We start from the raw sequence: 20,275 nt of genomic DNA, 5'->3' as shown, positions 1-20,275 counted from the left end.
TTGCAACTTTCGGAAAACATAAACCTATATATTAGGCAGTAAAAAAATCTAAAATTGACTAAGAAGAAAGTTGTATTATTTATCAAACGTCAAAAATTTTAAGGAAATTCATCCTTTCAAGTTGTCGATAGTAAATATGAAAAATCCAATCCACTATAATCAATCGCCAGTATGCGATTAAATTTAAAAACATCTAAGAAACGCAAAATTATCTAATAGTGTAACCGTCAAGTAGAATTAAACAATTTTCCACAAATAATTTTAAACAGTTTTCTACAATTAAGATTCAACAGTTTGCTAAATTAAAATAATACCTTTCTGTATTTCATACGAATGCTATCCGTTTCGTTATCGAAAGTGATAATTTCACTCCTATGTAATAAACGGTCAAGTATAGCTGTTGTTAAAGTAGGATCACCAAGAAATTTTCCCCATTCATTTGGCCCTTTATTAGAGGTTAGAATGAATGCTGCTTTATCATATAAATCATAGATAAACTGGAAAAATAGATTGGCTTCCTGAGTCTCGTAAGTCATGTACATGACATCATCAATAATAATTAAATCCGAAGCTATAATACGTTTGTAGCGTATTTTAGATTTATTGATATATTCTTTTGTTTTTAAAATATACATAAGCTGATTCATGGAGACAAAGGATACTTTGTATCCTCTCTCCACAGCGTGTATTCCTAATGCAACGGATAAATGTGTTTTTCCTGCTCCTGTTGGTCCCATCAAAATTAAAGTAAAAAATTCTTCAATCCAATTCAGTTCTTTTAATACATTTAGTTGTTTTTCACCAAGAGCTGTTTGTTCCTTCAAATCATAGGTATCAAACGTCAATATTTCTGGGAACTCTGCACATTTCATTAATCTCTCATTATTTTTCTGCTCTCTACATCGCATCTCATAGCTTAAGATTTCATAAACCAGTTCATGATATGTCCAATTCTTTGCTTCAGCTTCACGGAGTAAATTCGGTAATTCTTTAGCCGTCTCAGCGAGGCGCAAGGTACGACATTTATCTTGTAAAATTTCATAGGGATGATGATTCATTCATTTTCACCTCCAGATAAGACTTTTAAATAAATGTCTTCGGATCGTTCTGGTGCTGATAAATCTTTATACTTCTCATTCAATTCAACGATTTTAGGTGAACTTTTTTGATATTGTACAGATAATGCATGTGCAATATCCCGAAAATCATTTGCACTGGTCATTCCAAGTTTCTTCATTTCAGATAAAGCTTCCTCACAATGATTTGGGTAAATTCTGATGGCTTGTTGTAGTACTTTGAGTTGATCCACTAAATGACGTGGATATCGTTCTTTCAATTTGTGTATTAACCATTGAATATTCTCTTTATCTATGAATGTTTCTTGAATTTGATGAATTAAAAGATCTCGTTTACTTGTGCTATGTTCCCGATGGGAGGGATCTGTAATAATCAATCCTTTTCCTTCGGATATTCGGTGCTTTGCTAACTCCATCCCAGTTTCTTTCAGTCGAATAATTAACCAACCATCCTCTTCTTGTAAATAAGCAAGATTTGGGGCATCTGCTCTATATGTTCCTTTAGGAACGCTATATCGATTTCCTTCATAACGAATAACATTGTCCTTATGGATATTTCTTGTTATACTTGGAGTTGAAACATTTGCGAAAATGTAAGTACCAGAGACTTTCTTTAAGTGTTGCTTTTCCAGGGCGTGCACTTCAGAAGGTCTCTTTTTCGTATTATGATGAACTTTATAGTTTCCTGTTCTTTTCAACCAAGCGTGGCACGATTGATTCCAATCTGAAAGATGATCGAATACTCGATTTTTGCTAAAATTATTTTTTACAAATTTCACAACCTGTTCAATTTTACCTTTTGATTCCGGATCACTCTTTCTACATAAATAAACATTAAATTTACGGGTATGATGATATTTAGTAAATTCAGCTGTAAGAATTAAATCACCTGCATTTTCACTAACTGCTAATAACGCATCTTGGTCATAGACCATTTCTTCTGGCATTCCTCCAAAGTATTCAAATGCATTTTCATGCATTCGAATCATATCGGAAGTACGAAAAGGTCGATCGAGCCATTCTACATATTTATATCTTGAATGTGATAAAACAAATGCGATAAAATACAACTTTTTATTCTCACCTTGTCTGTTTTTGACGGTAGTTTGTCCAAAATCCACTTGAGCCTGTTTTCCCATTGGTAATTCTGGAACTACACTATATGTCCTCTGAACCTTTACCTTTGGAATCCGATAGTAATCCCTCATTTCGTTTAAATAATTTCGTACAGTGTTCTCAGCGACTTCCCTGAAACCTAACTTTTCTTCCAACCAATCATAAACTTGTGCAGCAGTTAAATCAGGATGTTCCTTCAACCACCCTAGAATTTGATCATGATAAGGGTCTAGTTTCTTTTCTCTTGTACGTAATGTACTTAAAAATTCTTCAAACTCATCAGTACTCATATTCAAATAATCTATCACTCTATTTCTTGAAATATTTAGTTTTCTTGCAATAGCACTCTTGGAGAATCCCTCTTTGTATAAACGATGAATCTCGATGTAAAGCATAAATCTGTTCACTCCTAATTCCTCACTTTCAATAGACTAGTAACAGTATATTTGAAAGTGATTGATGGTGGGGAAACTGTTTAATCTTATTTGGGGAATTCTGTTGAGTTCTATTTGTGGAAAACTGTTGATTCTAGTTTAGCGTTTACAAATAGCCAAAGAACGTATTAAATAGTTAAAAACATAATATTTATTCTAAAAATACTATGATAAAAAATGTTTTTGCGGATAAACACAAAAGTAAATAGCAAATGTCGTATTACTTTTTAAGAACTCTATACGCAAAAATTGTCGTGATAAATTTCAAAATTCCACGGGAATATAACATAATCAAGGAATGATAATGCTATATATGAAATATCTAAAATAAACTTGAAAAGAAAATATAACTATAACATAAACGTGGAATGGTACTGCCACTTTTAAATACGACATTTGCGGAAGTACTATTCAAAAAGATACATTTGAGCAAAAACATCATTTCCAATAAACAATAGAATCGCTATTCCTGTAGTGTACTAAGTAAAACTAAATTGAAGCCGAAAACTACAAAATACCAAAAAATTCAAGTTGTTAAAAGTAATCCTTTTTTCTTAAAAATTCATAGAAATTTATGTAATAGTTTATAAAAAGGTATGAACTTTTTTACATAATCTATGAAAAAGTTATAAAAAGTAAATATACCAACTGCTAATTGTAAAATATTAGGGTAAGACGTTGTTCCACAGATAATCTATAGGTAAAATTATCAATCCAATTTATACTCTTCTACATAGACGATACTTAGTAAAGGAGGAAGTATAAATTGGAGATATTTGAGGAGTTGCGATTACAAGTTTTTGACAAAAACAGATGGAACGACAAGGTATTTTTTGTTTTTGGTTATGAGGCTGGATTGGGAAAAAGCAGGAAAGTACAGCAATTCTTAGCTGAAGTAGAAGATAAGTCATTATACGTACAAAAGTTTGAAAAAGACGGGGAATTGGATACCACTGTTGAGAGAATGAATTCATTGGCGGGGAAGAGAGTAGCAGAAAGGTTTGCAGGGGATGATACTAAATCTAAAAAGGCAAGAAAAAAGGCAATTGAGGCGAAGGTTCTTTGTATTACTCACAAAATGTACTCGCAAATTTGTAAGGGACTGCACAAGGACTTGATAGAGGGGGCGTAAAATTTTGTGTATCGACGAATACCCAGACCTATTAGTTCCGATAGCAGTTACGAATCAAGAAATTGGTCAATTGTGGACAGACATCTATGAATATGGTTTTCCTGAAACTGATGAATTCGCCAGTCGGTTGAGAACTATGTTAAATCAATACTCAAATGATTATAAGGTCTTGGAAGATAAAGAAATGGTATTTATCGACTTTAGGGCAGAGAAATTCGACAAGTATAAAGAAACAGTAGGAAATTTATTAAAAAAGGTAAAGAAGAAAGAACATAAAGAATTATTATTTAAGTTTCAGCAGATTCTTAATAATGGCTGTTACTACTATGAAAATGCTTTCCACACATTCGATTCATCAGCTAAGTTTGTTATGCTTGAGTGCAATATCATATTGGATGCGAATGCAGATTATGATTATAGATACTCTTTATCCAATAAATTTTTAGTAAAGAAACAGCCCAAATTCTATGATTACTCTCAAACAGAATTTTTCCATTATGAGCTGGATACGAGTAAAAAAGCATTAACAAAATATATTAATCTTACAGAAAATGTTTTAAAAGAGATATCACTGGAAGGAAGAAGTGGTGTATTGTTCATAACAGATAAAGAAAATAAGGAGCAAGTAGAACAAGCAATTGAGGATTATTTTAATAATAAGTTGGAAGGGGTTAAAGAGACGCCTGTGTTTTCGGTTTCAACGGATTATTTTGGGAATTTAGTCGGGAAAAATTGTTATAGAACGCTGGATACAGTTATTGTGCTGAAGACCCCCAATTTTAATTATTTAACTTATGCCCTCACTAATTTCTTCTACAAATTCCACGATAACCTTGCAGTTGGTACTATCTCCATTTTTAAAGATGAAGATGTGGAAAGAATAAGAATCTCCACAATTGCAGGAGAATTTTATCAAGGAATCAGAAGAATTTCACGTGACAATCCTGCAGACGCAAAGATATATGTATTTACAAATAACCAAAAAGCAATCGACACCGTTTTAGAGCAATTACCAAACATTAAATATAACAAATATCAAATTAATGTTGAGAAGAGAGGAAAGGAACAGTCAAATAAAATTCAAAAAGAACTAACTGAATTTGAAAAGAAGATTGCAGAGGTTAAATCTATTCTTATTAAAGCTAAGCAGTCGGGAACAACAAGTATAAAGAAAAAAGAACTTAGAAGTCAAGTTGATATTTCCGATAAGTCAAATTTCTCAAAGATATTAAAAGCACTTCAGCCATTTCTAAGAATAAATAAAATTGAAAGCAATGGACAAAAACTCATTTTTAAATAAATATCCAAAGCTATTGCGAAGGATGTCTTTATAGGCATCCTTTTTTCTATATCAATGTGAATAGTTGTAAAGCACGTTCGTTGGTTATCAATCAGGTCATTCGAACTGTAGTCATCTGTTTTCTCTCAAGGATAGATGTTATCAAAAACATAGTAAGGATCACTACCGTCGCATAAATGATGTCTGAATTTTCAGTTTTATTTTTTCTGGACTTTAGAGAAAAAACGAAAACACCTAAGCGAGGGTAGTAAACATCCATTTTTTTACTATAACCTATGACTTGTGCAACAACGACTGGCAAACCTTTATGGGACGCCGTTTCCTTCGATTTTTCGTAACCAAATGTGAGCGGATTTCCACAAAGAAGCCTTCAAATAGCGACTAATTTGTAAGTAACTGCGTTCGCTATTCGTGTTCAGCTGAGCTAAAACATTCAGACAGTACACTATCATGGCTACGTACACTTGATTATGTACAGCTTGTTCACTGTGACCAAAAAACTTTTTAATGTTCAGATGTTGTTTCATCCATTTGAAAAAAAGTTCGATTGCCCAACGTGATTGGTAGGTTTCTGCAATTTCATCTGCGTCAATGTCAAACCGATTTGTCAGTAAATGAAGCTCATTTCCTTTTGTATCATGCAATTTGAGTAAGCGAAACACGTTTTCAGAACGATTTTGTGGTGTTCCAATGACAACCATTTCATCAGAGAATACGGGTGAATCTTCTGGTAACGAAAAGGATTCTAACACTCGGACAACAGCGTTTTTACGCAAACGGGTCACAAAGAAATAGCCATCTTCCGTCATTTGATCAAAGCGCCCATAATCCAAGTAACCACGATCAAACACATACATGCATTCTTTGTCATCCACGAATACTTCTAGTTGACCACGATCATGTTCGTTGGCATTCGTGAGTACGGCTTTATCTGGATAGGAGAGTCCTTTTTCCATAAAAACAAGTCGTAAGTGAAGCTTGACTCCTGATTTTGTTTTTCGAAACTCTGCCCACTTATGATTGGTCAAATTAAGCGGTAATGTACTCGAATCAATGATTTTCAAAGGCGTTGTCACTTTTCTTCTTGTTTGGAAATTGGTTTTCCGATGAATTTGTGCCACTAAATCGAGAAAAATCGTTTGAAAGAACTCAGTTGGGATGGTATTGATTCGTCTCCCTAACTGTGAAAAACTAATCGATTCCAATCCCGTTGCTCGTTGTAATTCTTCTAAAAAGACAGCGTCACTCAACGCCCGTAAACTCTCGGTTTCATGGAGTTGGGCATACAAAAGCAGTTTCATAAATGAAGCCATATAAAGCTTCTTGGTATAGTGATTTAATTGATGTGTTTTCACTAGGTCGTCAAATAATGGACGATGAATCGGTGAAAACCATTGTTCAAATGATGTTTTTCGTGTAAACTTATCCATGGTTTTGTCCTTTGTATTGGATTTGGATGGTTTACTACCACCCAACCATTATAAAGGATTTTTTTGTGTTTAGATTATATTTCAGAAAATTCGGTTTATTTGAAGGTGTTAAATTATTTTAATGCGACGCTAGTGAGATTTCATTACAAAAAATTTACTATAGAAAAATAATTATAAAAAATGTAATGCTCTATAGAGAAGTGGTGACAAAGCTGTTCCGAAATTTAAGAACTGAATTGAAAGGATTCGAGAATTTTGCTTACCAGGTTTGTTTTACTAAGAAAGCAGAGATGTAATCTGAAAAGTGTATAAAACTCAATTCTTTGTTTCCACGCCACTCATAATATTTAATGTTGCTTAGAATTTCTTTAAACTCTGGATTTTTTAAAAGTTCGATTGTAAGTCTAACTTTTGCTTGTTCAATCTTACTTGTTTTATCATTAACAGTTGGATTTCTAATTATAGTTCTTATTAATCCTAATAGTACATCTGTCAATTCTAATCCAATCTCGGAGTTTTTAGGAAACATATAGCATTCTTTAGCATAGAATTTTTCACCACGGTATAAAGAATGACTATTCAGAGTGGAAATGAGAGTTTTATCTAATTCTAATGTTTCATACTCCGTTGATTTGTCAATATAAATATTAGCAGAGACTCTCATATCTCCACCATATCCTCTAATAAGACCATATATTAGTCGCTCAGGGAATTTTGAGTAAATAGTTGCATCTCTGTCTTTTTTGGAAAATAACTCCTGTCCTTTTAAGAAACCATAATGATAGTTTATTACATTGAGTTTAATAAATTCTTTATACATTATGAAAATGTCAATCAGATTTAAAATGTTTTCTTTCGCAAACTCGTTACCATTATAGTTTTTCCAGTGTATTTTAAAAATTTTCTTCTTTAAAAAATAATTCATATATTGGATATCGTCTTGCTCATATATTTTTTTAGGAATTGAAAGAGAGCCCAAAAGATTTGGTCGGTCATCACCTTTTCCTGATTCGTCAAAAAATACATTTATTTCTCGAGTGTGAAAGGCGTTAAATAAGTGACTCATGTTTCAATTTCCCCCCATTAGAAAAATATTGACTTTTTTATTGAAATGTAATAAAATTTCCTTACCAATGATGAATAAAGTTTTTATTTTCAATTAAGATAGTTAATATCCCTCTCATTCAATATGAGTGCGAGGTCGGATAAAGGCAACTCATTCAATCTGAATGCGTTGCCTTTTTGATTTGGTGAAAGTTATGTTCCATAAAGCGGAAGAAATCGTCAATTTTTTACTCTAATTTTATTTTCATTGTACCTTTAACTGGTGTATATAGGAAGTCTTTTTTGAAGGAGTTTTATTAATTGCTGGTCAGGGGGATATAATGCCTTAGTTTAAATAAAACAGGGATTTTTCTGTTAAATGTTCAGCACATTGGTGTTTGTTTTGTTATTTAAGATTTTTGTGGTTTAAAGTTTAAAGTCGAATTTCATTTTTAGTTAATTACCTCAGTGTAGAAAAATTTATGAATCTTAATAATGCAGAAAAAAGGCAAGAAAAAAGTATTGACCAAAAATGAGATAATTTATACAATATCTGTAAACAACACGAAAGCTCGAATCGTATTCGGTAATAATGAACAAAAAATGAGGAAATGAAAGAACCCCTTGTTGCATATGGATTTGCTTTAATTGAGAGGAATGCACGGTTTCATAATCGACTCAAAATCGTGTTCCCAAAAGGAGTGTGGGTTCGACTCCCACCATCGGCATTAGGATTCAAGGAAACCTTATATCATCAAACCCTTCAGTAATAATGCTGAAGGGTTTTTTTTCGTTCAAAACATATGGTGTTTTAACCACTTTGAAAATAGAGTGGTTTTTATTTAGGGAAATTGCAGGAATTAAAATACTTTAGGTGCGATTTAACGTGAATGGTTGCAAAAAAGGACATATCTAAACGGTGCCATTACATACCGTGAAACATCAAAATGTACAAGCAATAAATTCTTGAAGGATTTTTTTAGTAAAATGGATGGATTACGATTTTGTGGCGGTGGCTATATGCTACCGCCAATTTATTTAGTTTAACGTGTTGAAAGGCGAATCAATTCCGATAAGGAGAAACAGTCTATCAATTTTCAACTCGATTGTTGCCAATCTAGTAGCTATAATAGATTATAAAATATTCAAAAAATTCATATATCTAATTGAAGTTTACGTTAACGTCAATGTTATAATAAGACAAATTCGAAGAGGTGAGTGGAATGAAAACAATACGAGAAGTTGCAAAGCTATTCAATGTTACGCCTAGGACACTCAGATATTATGAAGAAATTGGATTGCTTTCGCCGACCCGTTCTCATTCAAAATTGCGCACCTTTTCGAAAAAAGAAATTGCAAAATTAAAATTGATCATGAGGGGCAAAAGATATGGCTTTTCACTTGACGAAATAAAGGAGATGATCATGCTCTTTGATTGCGACCGTACCGGTATTCAGCAGCTAGAAAGAACTGTAGAGTATGGTGAACAGAAAATCAAAGAAATTGAAGAAAAGATTCAAGAGTTGACCCAATTGAAAAGAGAGTTAGTGGAGTTGCATGCGACATTTAGCGAAAAATTAGCGAAATTAAAGGGGGAAAATGCTAAAAATGAACAGTTCCATGTTATTAGCAAGAAATGCCCGTAAATATCCAATGAACGAAGCGGTGATTTGTCAAGGGCGACGGGTGATTTATAAAGAATTGGACGAACTCGTTACTCGTTTTAGCCATGCTTTGCTCAATCTTGGTATTAAACCAGAAGATAAAGTCATTATCTATATGCCAAATGTATTGGAATTTGTCGTTAGTTATTTTGCTATCCAACGAATTGGAGCAATTGTTGTTCCAGTCAATGCAAGATTCACTTTATCGGAAGTAGAATACGTAGCGGAACATGCTCAAGCAAAAGCCATTATTGCCCATGAAGCGATCTTTGCAGCAGTTGAAAACATAGAAAATATCAATCTAAAAATTAAAACAGGGACCAAAAAAGAAGGCTGGCATGATTTTGACGAATTAATTGAAAACGCTACCAATACCCCAATACAATGTCTTTTAAGTGAAGATGATTATTCAACTATCCTCTATACATCAGGAACAACTGGAAACCCTAAAGGAGTTTTATTTATCTATCGAAATATTTTAGCGGTTGCCCACATGATTGCAATAGAAATGGAAGTCAAACCAGAAAGTCGTATGTTGTTAATGATGCCACTAACCCATTCAGCACCACTTCATTTATTCCTAATGTCAGCAGTACTAGTCGGAGCAACAAATGTACTCACTCCAACTTTCACGCCAGATTTATTCATCGACATAATTGAAAAAGAAAAAACAACTCACTTTTTTGGTGCACCTGTTGCCTATTTAGTTACTGCTTCTCATCCGAGATTACAAACGGCAGACTTATCATCAATGAAATGGTGGGTTTATGGTGGTGCACCATTATCTGAAAAAGAGGTGCGTTATTTACAAAAAGCATTTAGAACAGACAATTTAACTTGCGTATATGGTCTAACAGAGGCGGGGCCAAGCGGGACGTTGTTATTCGGCCATGAACATAAAGAAAAAGCAGGTAGTATTGGAAAGCGAGCAGCATTTGGAACAGAAATTCGAATAGTGAATGACATGGGAGAAGACGTCCTTGTTAATGAAATTGGAGAAATCGTATTGTTTGGAGAAGGAAATATGGTCGGTTACTATTGCGATGAAGAAGCAACAAAACAAGCCTTTATCGGTGAATGGTTAAGATCTGGCGATTTAGCACGTGTAGATGAAGATGGCTATATTTGGATTGTTGACCGGAAAAAAGATGTGATTATTTCAGGTGGCGTTAATATTTATCCAAAAGAAATTGAAGATCGAATTTTACAATTTGAGGGAATTCATGAAGTGGCTGTCATCGGTGTGCCACACCCAGAGTGGGGAGAAACGGTGAAAGCTGTGTTTGCGGCGAAAAAATCAATTGATATCGAAGAATTAAAGGCGTATTTATCTAGTCATTTGGCGAAATACAAAGTACCACGTATTTATGAACAAGTAGAAGCTCTCCCTCGAAATGCCTCAGGAAAAATCTTGAAACAACAATTGAAAGTGCAGGCGATTACAGAATGAAAGTATTACAAAACTTGGTTACTGAGAAGGAGACAAATTTTTTTACAAGTGATGAAACTCTACAAAAAATACTAAAGCAAATGCTTGATAAAGACTTCTATGATTATGCAATGCGTGAACTAACAGATTTTGGGTCACTTGTATGCGGTGAAATTGATAAGCGTGCTAAACATACGGATCGAGAAGGAGAACCTCGTCTCATCCGTTACGATAAATATGGAGAAGAAGTATCTGAAATTTGGGTCAATGAAGGATATAGAAAAACAGTTGAACAAACTTACAATACAGGAGTTGTAGGTTACGTGCATAAAGAGATCCCACAACTCGGAAGAAAAGGGAACTATGTTTATAGTTTTGCACAAGGGTATCTTTTATCCCATGCGGAGCCAGGATTTTATTGTCCTGTGACGTTGACATTAGCGACTGCTTATTTGTTAGACCATTATGCAGATGAAGAGTTGAAGGCAAAATTTTTACCACACGTTTGTTCAACTGGGGAAGTAGAGTTATTTGAAGGGGCAACTTTTTTAACGGAGCGACAAGGTGGATCAGATGTTGGAGCAAATATGGTTGAAGCAAGATTTGACGGTACTCATTATCGATTATATGGAGAGAAATATTTTGCATCCAATGCGGGGATGTGTGGAGTGGCAATGGTATTGGCTCGCATGCCAGGTGCTCCAAAAGGTACAAAAGGTCTAACTTTATTTGCTGTTCCTTGGAGGAATGAAGACGGTTCAATCAATAATCTGCGCATCCGTAGGTTGAAAGATAAATTGGGAGTGCGCGCTGTGCCTTCAGGTGAAGTAGAATTTGACGGATCCATAGCTTATGTGGTCGGGGATCCGAAAAAAGGGATCTATTATATGCTTGAGGCATTAAATTTATCAAGAATTTGTAATGCGGTCGCTTCTGTCGGAATCATGAGAAGAGCGTTTCTAGAATCAAAATATTATCTATCAAATCGCGAAGCTTTTGGTCAAAGATTAATAAATTATCCAATGATTCAAGATTCTTTATCAAAAATGGCTGCAAAACTTCATGTTGAAGTAGCAACGACCTTTGACTTGATTCAATTATATGATTTGGTAACGAACGGTAAAGGAACTGAGCGAGATACTATTTTAAATCGATTGAACATTGCAATAATGAAGAAAGAAACTGCTGAACAAGCTGTTCGTTTCGCCCAAGAAGCGATTGAACTTCATGGCGGAAATGGTTATATTGAAGATTTTGTCACGCCAAGATTATTACGTGATGCTCAAGTGTTAACTGTTTGGGAAGGAACGGCAAATATATTAGCCCTAGAAGTAATACGATTATTTAAGAAATATAACGCACATGAGTTATTTATAGAAGAAATAAACAATCGTTTGAAGAAAGTGAAAGAATCCAACTTAAAACAAATTGTTATGGAAAAACTAGAAGAATTAGCGGAAGAATTAGAAACGTTTGTTGCTTTAGATGATGCACTGCAAACATTTGAAGCGAAAGGCATCACACAGAAATTGGCATGGATGTATGAAAGTATAGTAGCTGTTGAATGGGGAAGCCAGTACGGTGAAAAATATGAAAAACTAGCTGAAATCTATTTAGAAGATACGTGGAAGCTTCGAAAATTAGGAGATTCAATGAAAACAGTTTTATATTTTGATGAAGTGGTATAAGTGTATGACATCTATTGGTTTTGACAATCTTGGATGGTTAAAAATACGGTGATTGTAAATTAGAAAAATCCTTATTGGGTCACTCCGATAAGGATTTTTTGATCATCATTCATCGTGATTCTAAGAAAGTAGGTGTTAAAAATTAAATGTCAAAACGCATTTAAAAGTAGATTTTTATCTCTTACAACTTTATATTTACTCCTTCAATCCTACTTTTTACACAATATATAAAAGAAAGAAATCTTACATCTCAAGTGGTGGATATTTCTCTATTTCTTCTTATTTGATAGAAGCATCGAAATATTGTATAATACAATTATTGTTTGGAGGTGATATTTAATGGCAGATAAAATAAATTATCAGCCAGAAATTGGAACTTCCCATGCGAAGTCTGTTGTTGAAATGGCGATACTTTGCATGGGTGGATTGTAATTAAATCGCCTATGGTCTATCCCATTTCTGAAACAGCTTTGCATATAACGTTAATTTCTTTATTAAATTAATTAAGGAGCTGTCAGGAATGGAAAATTATAATGTAACAAAATTTGAACCTTTTATTAGAAATGACCAATATAATTTTATTAAATACGAACTAAAGAATATTATTTCAGCATATTCGTCTATTAAAGATAAGGAAACGCTTAATGCTTTAAAATTGAATTCCCTAGATAAGATTCTAAACTTGTTTCCTGAGTTAAGTAATGAACAAATAGAATACTTTAATTATATTATTGAAATAGAAGAGGAAGCTCAAGCTAAGCATTTTCTTGAGGTATTAAAACAATTTGTTATTCCGTTTACGAATTTAACAGATAAAACTATAAGAAAACTCTTTCCTAAAATTAAAAAATTAAGAGTTCCTTCCCTTGAGGAATTAGATCTTAAGCAAATTTCATATTTTGGTTGGAACGATATTGGGTTAGGAAGAAAGTTTCTTATTGTAGAATATAAAGGCAAATTAATGGGTATTGAAGGAACATTTAAGGTAACAAACAAAGGGATATGTTCTTTATGTAACAGGTATGAAGAAATTGGTTTGTTTATGGCGAATGTAAAAAGTGGAAAAGAATCGTATACGAATAGAGGAAATTATATTTGTAAAGATAGTCAGAAATGTAATGAAAATATCACTTCAATAGACAAACTAAATTATTTCATTGAAATATTAAAAAATTAACTGTGGGTTCAATCCCACAGTTTTTTTACTTTCTAAAATTCAAATTCCCATAATAATTATCAAAGAATGGAATAAAATTTTTATCTTTACAGAATTACAAGAAATCAATAAGTTAAGCAAGCTTGTTATAAAAGACAAAAATGAAATGAGTTAATCAAAAAACAACATATCAAAATCTCCCGACAAATTCTTGATTAAAAAACTAACCACCATTAAACAAAACAGTATATAGAGTAACGTGAAAAGTAAATACGGTTCCTTTTTAAGATAGCTAAGGGCGTACTTTTCAACGTTTATTACGTACTCGTAATGACTTAGAATATTGTTTAGAGCAATCATTGAAAGAGATTCAAATTGGTAATATTGAAGATTTACGATAGTGACAAATTAATACAAAGAGGAGATCAATATGATTCAATATCAAGACAAACACCTCACCGTATTCGAAAGCCAACTTTATAAAACTACGTCCACTGTTATTCAAACTGAAGATTGTGTGATTGTCGTCGATCCATGTCTGCTTCCTTCTGAAGTGGATGAAATTCGTGAGCATGTAGTAAGCATGAAAGGAAACCGACCTGTTTATTTGATTATCACTCATTCCGATTAGGACCACATCGTGGGGGCTGGAGCATTTCCAGAAGCAATTGTTATTGCTAGCGAAGCCTTTCAGTTGAAAAATCCAAATGAGATTCTGGAACAAGTAAAGGCGTTTGATGATGAGTATTATATCGATCGAAAAACTCCGGTAGTTTATCCCAATGTGGATATTGTTGTGAAGAAAGACGGCGAGCAACTGAAAATCGGCAATACCACGCTCACTTTTTATGAAGCGAAGGGACATACGGATGATGGCATCTTTGCAATTGTTGAGCCTCTCGGGATTTGGATTGCAGGCGATTATTTATCCGATATAGAATTCCCATTTATTTATTCAAGTTCAACCGACTATATGAAAACATTAGAAAAAACGGAAGCGATTTTATCGGTTCACCGAATTAAATTCTTAATTACAGGGCATGGCCATGTTGCTCGCAGCACAGAAGAAATTCTAATAAGAAAACAGGATAGCCTTAAATATATTAATAATCTTAAACAAGTGATTCAGTCCAATGCAGAACATGAACATTTAGTTGATTCATATCGTTACAAAAGAAGTTTAAAGAAGTGCCATGAGGAAAATGTACGGTTCTTGTTGAATGAATAGGTGCTAGGTACAAAAAGTGCCTGGCACCTAATACAATTGATTTTCAATTTCTTTTGCGGCTTGTTGCATTTTTTGTATGAGTTCTGTTTCATTGTAATCCGTATATCGAATTACTGGAATGACTATGCTGATTGATGCAATGGATTCCTGTGCTGCATTTAAAATGGGAACAGATATGGACCATGCTCCGCGAACTCTTTCACCGTTGCTGATGCAATAGCCTTGCTCACGAATTTGTTCCAATTGTTTCAGGAGCTGTTCCTTTGTTTTTACGGTATGTTCAGTAATCTTATCTAATTGAACATTATTTACATAATCCTTATAATTAGGCATAAATGCAAGCAGCGTTTTTGATGATGCTCCTGCGTAAAGTGGGGAAGTGTCACCTACTAGCATTTTTGTTGAAAGTGGATATGATGAATCAAAATTTAAAATGCATCTTCGTTCATAACCATCGATGATATTAAGTGAAAGACTTTCTTTTGTTTCTTCGTTTAAACGTTTTAAAATGGGTTCTGCTACAAGAATTAAGCTCGACTCTTGTTTCACTAAGTTTCCTAAATATAATAATGAGTGGCCGAGTTGATAACGCTTTGTTTGCTCATTTTTATGCAAAAATCCTTCAACAACGAAGGTAGAAACAATGCGTTGCAAACTGGAGATGGTTATTCCAGTTTTTTTGCTGAGTTCTGTTAAGGAAAGACTCGGTTCATCATTTGAGAATGCTTTTAATACTCGAATGGCTTTGTGCAGCGATGTAATTGTATAGTTTTTTTCATATGTTACTTTATCCAATTCTTACACCTACTTCACGCAGTTTTTTAGTTTAACACTTGTCCGGGAAACCTACTTCATTAAAGAGAAAATGCAAAATGAGTTCTTTTGCTATTCCATTATTATATAAGAATATTTAAGTTGTTTCATATTAACGAAAGTGTTTTATGACTGTTTAAAATTTATTGGTTGTTCCAAATACTTATCGGAATGTTCGCCAAGCAATGGAGGTGCAAGTTTATATTGGATATTTAAGCCCGAAAATTGCAATGGATTTTTAATGAATTTGACTTTGCCATATTGAGGATGTTCGAGTTCTCCAATTAAGTTGCGAGCTTTTACTTGAGGCTGCTCAAGAGCTTCAGCAATGGTATGCACTTTTCCACAAGGGATTTTATATTGATGTAATAAGAGAATCCATTCATCCCGTGTTTTAGTAAGTGTAATTTCAGATATCATTTGGCTAAGAATCGATTCATGTTTTTTGCGCAGGGAATTCGTTAAGAAACGTTCATCTTCCACCCATTCTTCGTGGCCAAGCATTTTACAGAGTTTACGGAACTGGTCATTTGTACCTGCACAAATCATCAATGGACCATCTGCACAATTGAAAACTTGATATGGAGCGACATTATTATGAAGGTTGCCTAAACGTTTAGAAATGAAGCCGGCATTAATATAGGCACTTGCAACATTTGCAAGGCTGCTAATTTGCACATCAAGCAGGGAAAGATCGATAAATTGTCCTTCTCCAGTCATGTCACGCATGCGCAATGCTGATAATACGCCAATGACAACATATAGAGAAGTTAAAATATCGGCAATAGGCACCCCGACTTTTGTCGGCTCGCCATCCGGTTGCCCTGTAACGTCCATTAAACCGCTCATTGCTTGAATGACTGGATCGAATCCAGGCATATGTGCGAGAGGACCAGTTTGGCCGAATCCTGTTACTGCACAATGGATGAGGCGGGGATTGATTTTTTTTAGTTCTTCGTAATGAAGCCCCATCCGCTGCATATCGCCAGTTTTGAAGTTTTCTAATAAAACATCTGCATCTTTAATTAAGTTTTTTAATTGTTCTTTCCCTTCATCCGTTTTTAAATCAAGCGTGATGGAGAGTTTATTGCGGTTGGCACAAAGGTAGTAGGTGCTTTGTCCATTTATGAATGGACCCCAATCACGCATGCTGTCCATGCCTTTTGGATGCTCGATGCGGATGACTTCTGCACCTAAATCGCCTAAAATCATAGAGCCTGCTGGTGCAGCATAAACTCGGGATAAATCTATGACTTTTATATTTTGTAGAGGCTGTTGCATATTCAATTCTCCTCTCTAAATTTACTTTCCAGAGAATTTACGTACTGCATGTTTCCCTATACTTGATGAAGTTATATATCATTCGGCTTTTTTTTCATTACTACATCTATATTGCATCCGAATAGTTGTCTTATTTATAAAAAGGTTTACGCTTATTGACTACTGCATCTACGCCTTCTTTAAAGTCATCAAGTTCTGTCACAATGGCCATTTGAGATGAAATGTAGTCAAGCGCTGAGCGTAAATCCATTTTTTGGCTTTGATAAACTGCCCGTTTAATAAAACGAATGGCTGTTTGCGGTCCATTTGCAAGCTTTTCTGCATACGAGCGGGTAAATTGTTCAAGTTCATTATCATCTACAACAAAGGTTACGAATCCCAATTGTTTTGCTTCCTCAGCTGTAAAAATCCTTGCGGTCCAAAACATATCCAATGCTTTGTCGATGCCAACAAGTTTCGGTAAATAATATGCACCACCATCTCCTGGCACAATGGCAACGTTTATATAGCTTTCCGATAACTTTGTTGAGACTGCAGCAATTCGAATGTCACACATTAATGCCATATCCAGTCCAGCTCCCATTGCAAAGCCGTGTATTTGTGCAATCACAGGTTTATCGATTTCTTCCAAAAGCAAAGGAATTCGTTGAATTTTCTTCCATAGTGAATTTTTACGTGCCAATCCGGTGGAAGAGATGTCCTCCTTGCTTTTGAAAAAACCTTCTCCAGCTTGCATGGCTTTCACATCGCCCCCAGCACAAAACGCTTTTCCGTTTCCTTTTACAATGACCACTCGTATCGAATCATCATCTCTTACTGTTTCCAGTGCTTTTATCCAATTGGCAATCATTTCTTCGCTAAAAGCGTTATAGCTTTCAGGACGATTTAATGTAATCGTAGCAATATGATTTTCTACTTCAAAAATTAAATCAGCCATAAAAAATCTCTCCTTTAAAATTCTTGTTCTATCTTTCTGCTAAGTTTCGTTATTAAAAAAATATCTGAGTCAAAAAATTTCAAAAGGTGAAAGGGGAAGGTGATACGGGATGTTTACTGATATCTTTCCAGTGAAACACTGGAGGAAAGTGCAGTAAAACGTCCCGAAAGCACGGCTTTTCTTAAATTTACTCAATTGAGAAATATTATTTTTTTACAACTGTTTGAGCTGTTTTTGTGAGATAAGCCCACAATTCAGCATCATGATTCAATAAATAGTCGGCAATATGTTCACTCCAAAAATCCGCATTTGTTCCTTCATCCCGCCAAGCCCATAAACGTCGAGTGTATTGGTGTAATGCATGTTCATGTGTCGTACCAATTGCAGCATGCAATTGATGGGAAACGGAAGCAACTGTTGAAATTGCGTCTTCAAAACGGATGCGCGCAAATGCAACTTCATGCAATAATTTTTGTGATTGAATAGCGGCACAAACGTTATTGAATGCAGCAATTGCAATGGCGGTTTCCCCAGCTAATTGTGCGATTTGGTATTGCACCAACTGGAAGCGGTGAATTGGGCGTCCAAATTGTTCCCGTTCTTTTGAATATTGGACAGATAACTCATTGATTTTTTCAATGGCCCCCGTCATTAAAGCGATTTTAAATGCAGTTTCGATTGTTTTGAAATAGAAAATTTGTTCATCCGATAAAACGGCTGAAGAGTGTGCTTGCGCATTATTCAATATGACTGTATCCCGTGGCTCGCTTGCCAAGTTAGTGCTTGGCTGTATCGTAGCATTAGCCAAATCGATTAGTGCAACATGCACCCCTTGATTGCTTTGTACAAGGGCTACTAGATATTTGGCATGTCTTGCCCAAGGAACGTTGTGCAATACACCATTAATTTGATTATTCTGAGAAATAAATCCATCTTGAAGGGAGTAAGTCGCAATTTTATCAACTACTGCCAGATTGCTGGTTTCAAGTATGAAGTTGGCAAATGTTGTTTCTGCAAAAGGAATGGGTGCAGCATATTTACCTGTTAAACGTACAAGATTTAGAAGGTCCTCTAAGTCTCCTCCAGCACCGCCATGTTCTTCTGAAAGGGCAACGGAGACCATACCGTTTTCTACAAATAATGTCCAAGTATCTTTTGACCAATCACCTTTTTCAAGCACATCCACTACGTCTTTTGTAACACGATCTTCCAACATGCGTTCCGCAACATCTAAAATCATCTCTTTCATTTCGCTCATTTCGCCACAACCCCTTTCGCCAACATACCGTAGAGAATTTCTGTTGTACCACCGCGGATTGTAAAACCGGGTGAATGTAAAATGGACTGAGCCATATAGCGGTCAAATTTTCTCTCTGCATCCAGTTTTGGATAGGTTTCAACGAGCAGTCGTGCAACCTCAGGAACGCTTTGTTCAAACTTAGTACCGATTGCCTTTACTAAAGATGCAGGTATGGCAACGTTTTTTCCATCGCCGGATTCCAATAATTTTGCAACTCCAATGGATAAATTCCTCAGGCTCCATAAACGGGAAAGAAGTTTTGTTGCTTGTTTTAATCCTTCTTTATTGTCCTGAAGCTTTAATTCTTGAATCAATTCGTCTATTAGGAGATACGTACTTAAAATACGTTCCGGACCACTTCGCTCAAATGCAAGTTCTGCCAAGCCTTGCTCCCATCCATTTCCAATCTGGCCTACAACCATATTGTCTGGAACAAACACATTATCGAAAAATACTTCGTTGAAATGATGTTCACCTGTTAAAAATTTAATCGGAACTATTGATACTCCTTCTGCATGTAAATCGATAATCAGTTGGCTCAATCCCGCATGTTTGTTTTTTCCATCAAATGGACTTGTGCGTACAAGAGTCACCATGTAATGACATACGTGGGCGTTGCTTGTCCAAATTTTCTGACCGTTCACAATCCAACCACCCTCTACCTTTTCTGCCCGTGTACGAACCGAAGCCAAATCCGAACCACTGTTTGGTTCACTTAAACCAATGGCAAAGTAGCATTCCCCTCGGGCGATTTTTGGCAGGAAAAATTGCCTTTGTTCTTCTGTACCGTAACGAAGTAGCAATGGCCCCGTTTGACGATCCGCAAACCAATGGGCTGCAACAGGTGCTCCACTTGCTAAAAACTCTTCCGTTAAAATATAGCGATCAATAGTGCTCCTCTCCTGACCTCCATATTTTTTTGGCCACGTCATGCCAATCCAGCCTTGTTCACCGATGAGTTTTGAGAATGAAGGATCGACACCGCTCAACCAGGAATCGCATTTTGGGGTAAAGGTTCCTTTTTTAACATGCTCTTGCAGGAATTTGCGGACTTCTAAACGAAACGTTTCTTGTTCCTGCGTAAATTGTACTGTTGGCAATCGAAACATGACATCATCCTCCTTATTTTACCGTATTACGGTAATCATTATCGTATTACAAATATAATCATAGTTTTTTAAGGTGTCAATAAAAATATAAAAAATTCTAACAATTTTGTTATTTTTTCTCTTTCATGTAGATAAATA

17 protein-coding genes are annotated in these 20,275 nt (G+C 35.0%); 8 read left to right on the top strand and 9 right to left on the bottom strand.

Annotated features, from left to right (window positions below):
• Positions 1 to 302 precede the first annotated feature (302 nt).
• Both istB and istA read right to left on the bottom strand, forming a co-directional pair.
• Positions 303 to 1,058 (bottom strand): IS21-like element helper ATPase IstB, encoded by a 756-nt coding sequence (gene istB, locus UtA1_RS15925; RefSeq protein ID WP_096552161.1) that lies wholly within the window; start codon positions 1,056 to 1,058, stop codon positions 303 to 305.
• Positions 1,055 to 2,587: an IS21 family transposase gene (gene istA, locus UtA1_RS15920; RefSeq protein WP_016839663.1), complete on the bottom strand. Its 1,533-nt coding sequence runs from the start codon at positions 2,585 to 2,587 to the stop codon at positions 1,055 to 1,057. The genes istB and istA overlap by 4 nt, the downstream gene beginning before the upstream one ends.
• Before the next feature lie 805 nt (positions 2,588 to 3,392).
• On the opposite strand from istA, the gene UtA1_RS15915 reads away from it, so the two are divergent.
• Together UtA1_RS15915 and UtA1_RS15910 are read left to right on the top strand one after the other, a co-directional pair.
• A complete protein-coding gene (locus UtA1_RS15915; RefSeq protein ID WP_096552159.1) occupies positions 3,393 to 3,758 on the top strand; it encodes a hypothetical protein in 366 nt (121 codons plus the stop codon).
• Positions 3,759 to 3,762: 4 nt separating this feature from the next.
• A complete protein-coding gene (locus tag UtA1_RS15910; protein WP_096552157.1) occupies positions 3,763 to 5,058 on the top strand; it encodes a hypothetical protein in 1,296 nt (431 codons plus the stop codon).
• 305 nt (positions 5,059 to 5,363) lie between these two features.
• Here UtA1_RS15910 and UtA1_RS15905 read toward each other — a convergent pair whose 3' ends face one another.
• Together UtA1_RS15905 and UtA1_RS15900 are read right to left on the bottom strand one after the other, a co-directional pair.
• Positions 5,364 to 6,488, bottom strand: a complete 1,125-nt coding sequence (locus UtA1_RS15905) for an IS4 family transposase (protein WP_096552155.1) — start codon at positions 6,486 to 6,488, stop codon at positions 5,364 to 5,366.
• A gap of 259 nt (positions 6,489 to 6,747) precedes the next feature.
• The gene (locus UtA1_RS15900; protein WP_096552153.1) at positions 6,748 to 7,554 is read right to left on the bottom strand and encodes a DUF3800 domain-containing protein; all 807 of its coding nucleotides are present in this window, start codon (positions 7,552 to 7,554) and stop codon (positions 6,748 to 6,750) included.
• 1,201 nt (positions 7,555 to 8,755) lie between these two features.
• On the opposite strand from UtA1_RS15900, the gene UtA1_RS15895 reads away from it, so the two are divergent.
• From UtA1_RS15895 to UtA1_RS15875, 6 genes are all read left to right on the top strand, one after another.
• A complete protein-coding gene (locus UtA1_RS15895) occupies positions 8,756 to 9,178 on the top strand; it encodes a MerR family transcriptional regulator (protein ID WP_096552151.1) in 423 nt (140 codons plus the stop codon).
• Positions 9,141 to 10,646: a class I adenylate-forming enzyme family protein gene (locus UtA1_RS15890; protein WP_096552149.1), complete on the top strand. Its 1,506-nt coding sequence runs from the start codon at positions 9,141 to 9,143 to the stop codon at positions 10,644 to 10,646. Before UtA1_RS15895 ends, UtA1_RS15890 begins: the two co-directional genes overlap by 38 nt.
• Entirely contained in the window at positions 10,643 to 12,313 is a 1,671-nt protein-coding gene (locus UtA1_RS15885) for an acyl-CoA dehydrogenase family protein (protein ID WP_096552147.1), read from the top strand. The genes UtA1_RS15890 and UtA1_RS15885 overlap by 4 nt, the downstream gene beginning before the upstream one ends.
• 520 nt (positions 12,314 to 12,833) lie before the next feature.
• Positions 12,834 to 13,490, top strand: a complete 657-nt coding sequence (locus UtA1_RS15880) for a FusB/FusC family EF-G-binding protein (RefSeq protein WP_096552145.1) — start codon at positions 12,834 to 12,836, stop codon at positions 13,488 to 13,490.
• 409 nt (positions 13,491 to 13,899) lie between these two features.
• Positions 13,900 to 14,100 (top strand): MBL fold metallo-hydrolase, encoded by a 201-nt coding sequence (locus UtA1_RS17730; RefSeq protein ID WP_232019868.1) that lies wholly within the window; start codon positions 13,900 to 13,902, stop codon positions 14,098 to 14,100.
• Between the two features lie 9 nt (positions 14,101 to 14,109).
• Positions 14,110 to 14,697 (top strand): MBL fold metallo-hydrolase, encoded by a 588-nt coding sequence (locus UtA1_RS15875; RefSeq protein WP_232019867.1) that lies wholly within the window; start codon positions 14,110 to 14,112, stop codon positions 14,695 to 14,697.
• Positions 14,698 to 14,724: 27 nt separating this feature from the next.
• Here UtA1_RS15875 and UtA1_RS15870 read toward each other — a convergent pair whose 3' ends face one another.
• From UtA1_RS15870 to UtA1_RS15850, 5 genes are all read right to left on the bottom strand, one after another.
• Positions 14,725 to 15,492, bottom strand: coding sequence for an IclR family transcriptional regulator (locus UtA1_RS15870; RefSeq protein ID WP_016839096.1), 768 nt, complete (start codon positions 15,490 to 15,492; stop codon positions 14,725 to 14,727).
• A 144-nt stretch (positions 15,493 to 15,636) separates the two neighbouring features.
• The gene (locus UtA1_RS15865; RefSeq protein ID WP_016839095.1) at positions 15,637 to 16,791 is read right to left on the bottom strand and encodes a CaiB/BaiF CoA transferase family protein; all 1,155 of its coding nucleotides are present in this window, start codon (positions 16,789 to 16,791) and stop codon (positions 15,637 to 15,639) included.
• 130 nt (positions 16,792 to 16,921) lie between these two features.
• A complete protein-coding gene (locus UtA1_RS15860; RefSeq protein ID WP_096552143.1) occupies positions 16,922 to 17,728 on the bottom strand; it encodes an enoyl-CoA hydratase/isomerase family protein in 807 nt (268 codons plus the stop codon).
• Between the two features lie 205 nt (positions 17,729 to 17,933).
• Positions 17,934 to 18,986 (bottom strand): acyl-CoA dehydrogenase family protein, encoded by a 1,053-nt coding sequence (locus UtA1_RS15855; protein WP_096552141.1) that lies wholly within the window; start codon positions 18,984 to 18,986, stop codon positions 17,934 to 17,936.
• The gene (locus tag UtA1_RS15850) at positions 18,983 to 20,137 is read right to left on the bottom strand and encodes an acyl-CoA dehydrogenase family protein (RefSeq protein ID WP_016839092.1); all 1,155 of its coding nucleotides are present in this window, start codon (positions 20,135 to 20,137) and stop codon (positions 18,983 to 18,985) included. The genes UtA1_RS15855 and UtA1_RS15850 overlap by 4 nt, the downstream gene beginning before the upstream one ends.
• Positions 20,138 to 20,275 lie beyond the last annotated feature (138 nt).

This window comes from Ureibacillus thermosphaericus (genome assembly GCF_002370195.2).
Classification (GTDB): domain Bacteria; phylum Bacillota; class Bacilli; order Bacillales_A; family Planococcaceae; genus Ureibacillus; species Ureibacillus thermosphaericus.
The sequence above is the reverse complement of the archived record's forward strand: the minus strand, read 5'-3'. Positions and strand labels throughout refer to the sequence as shown.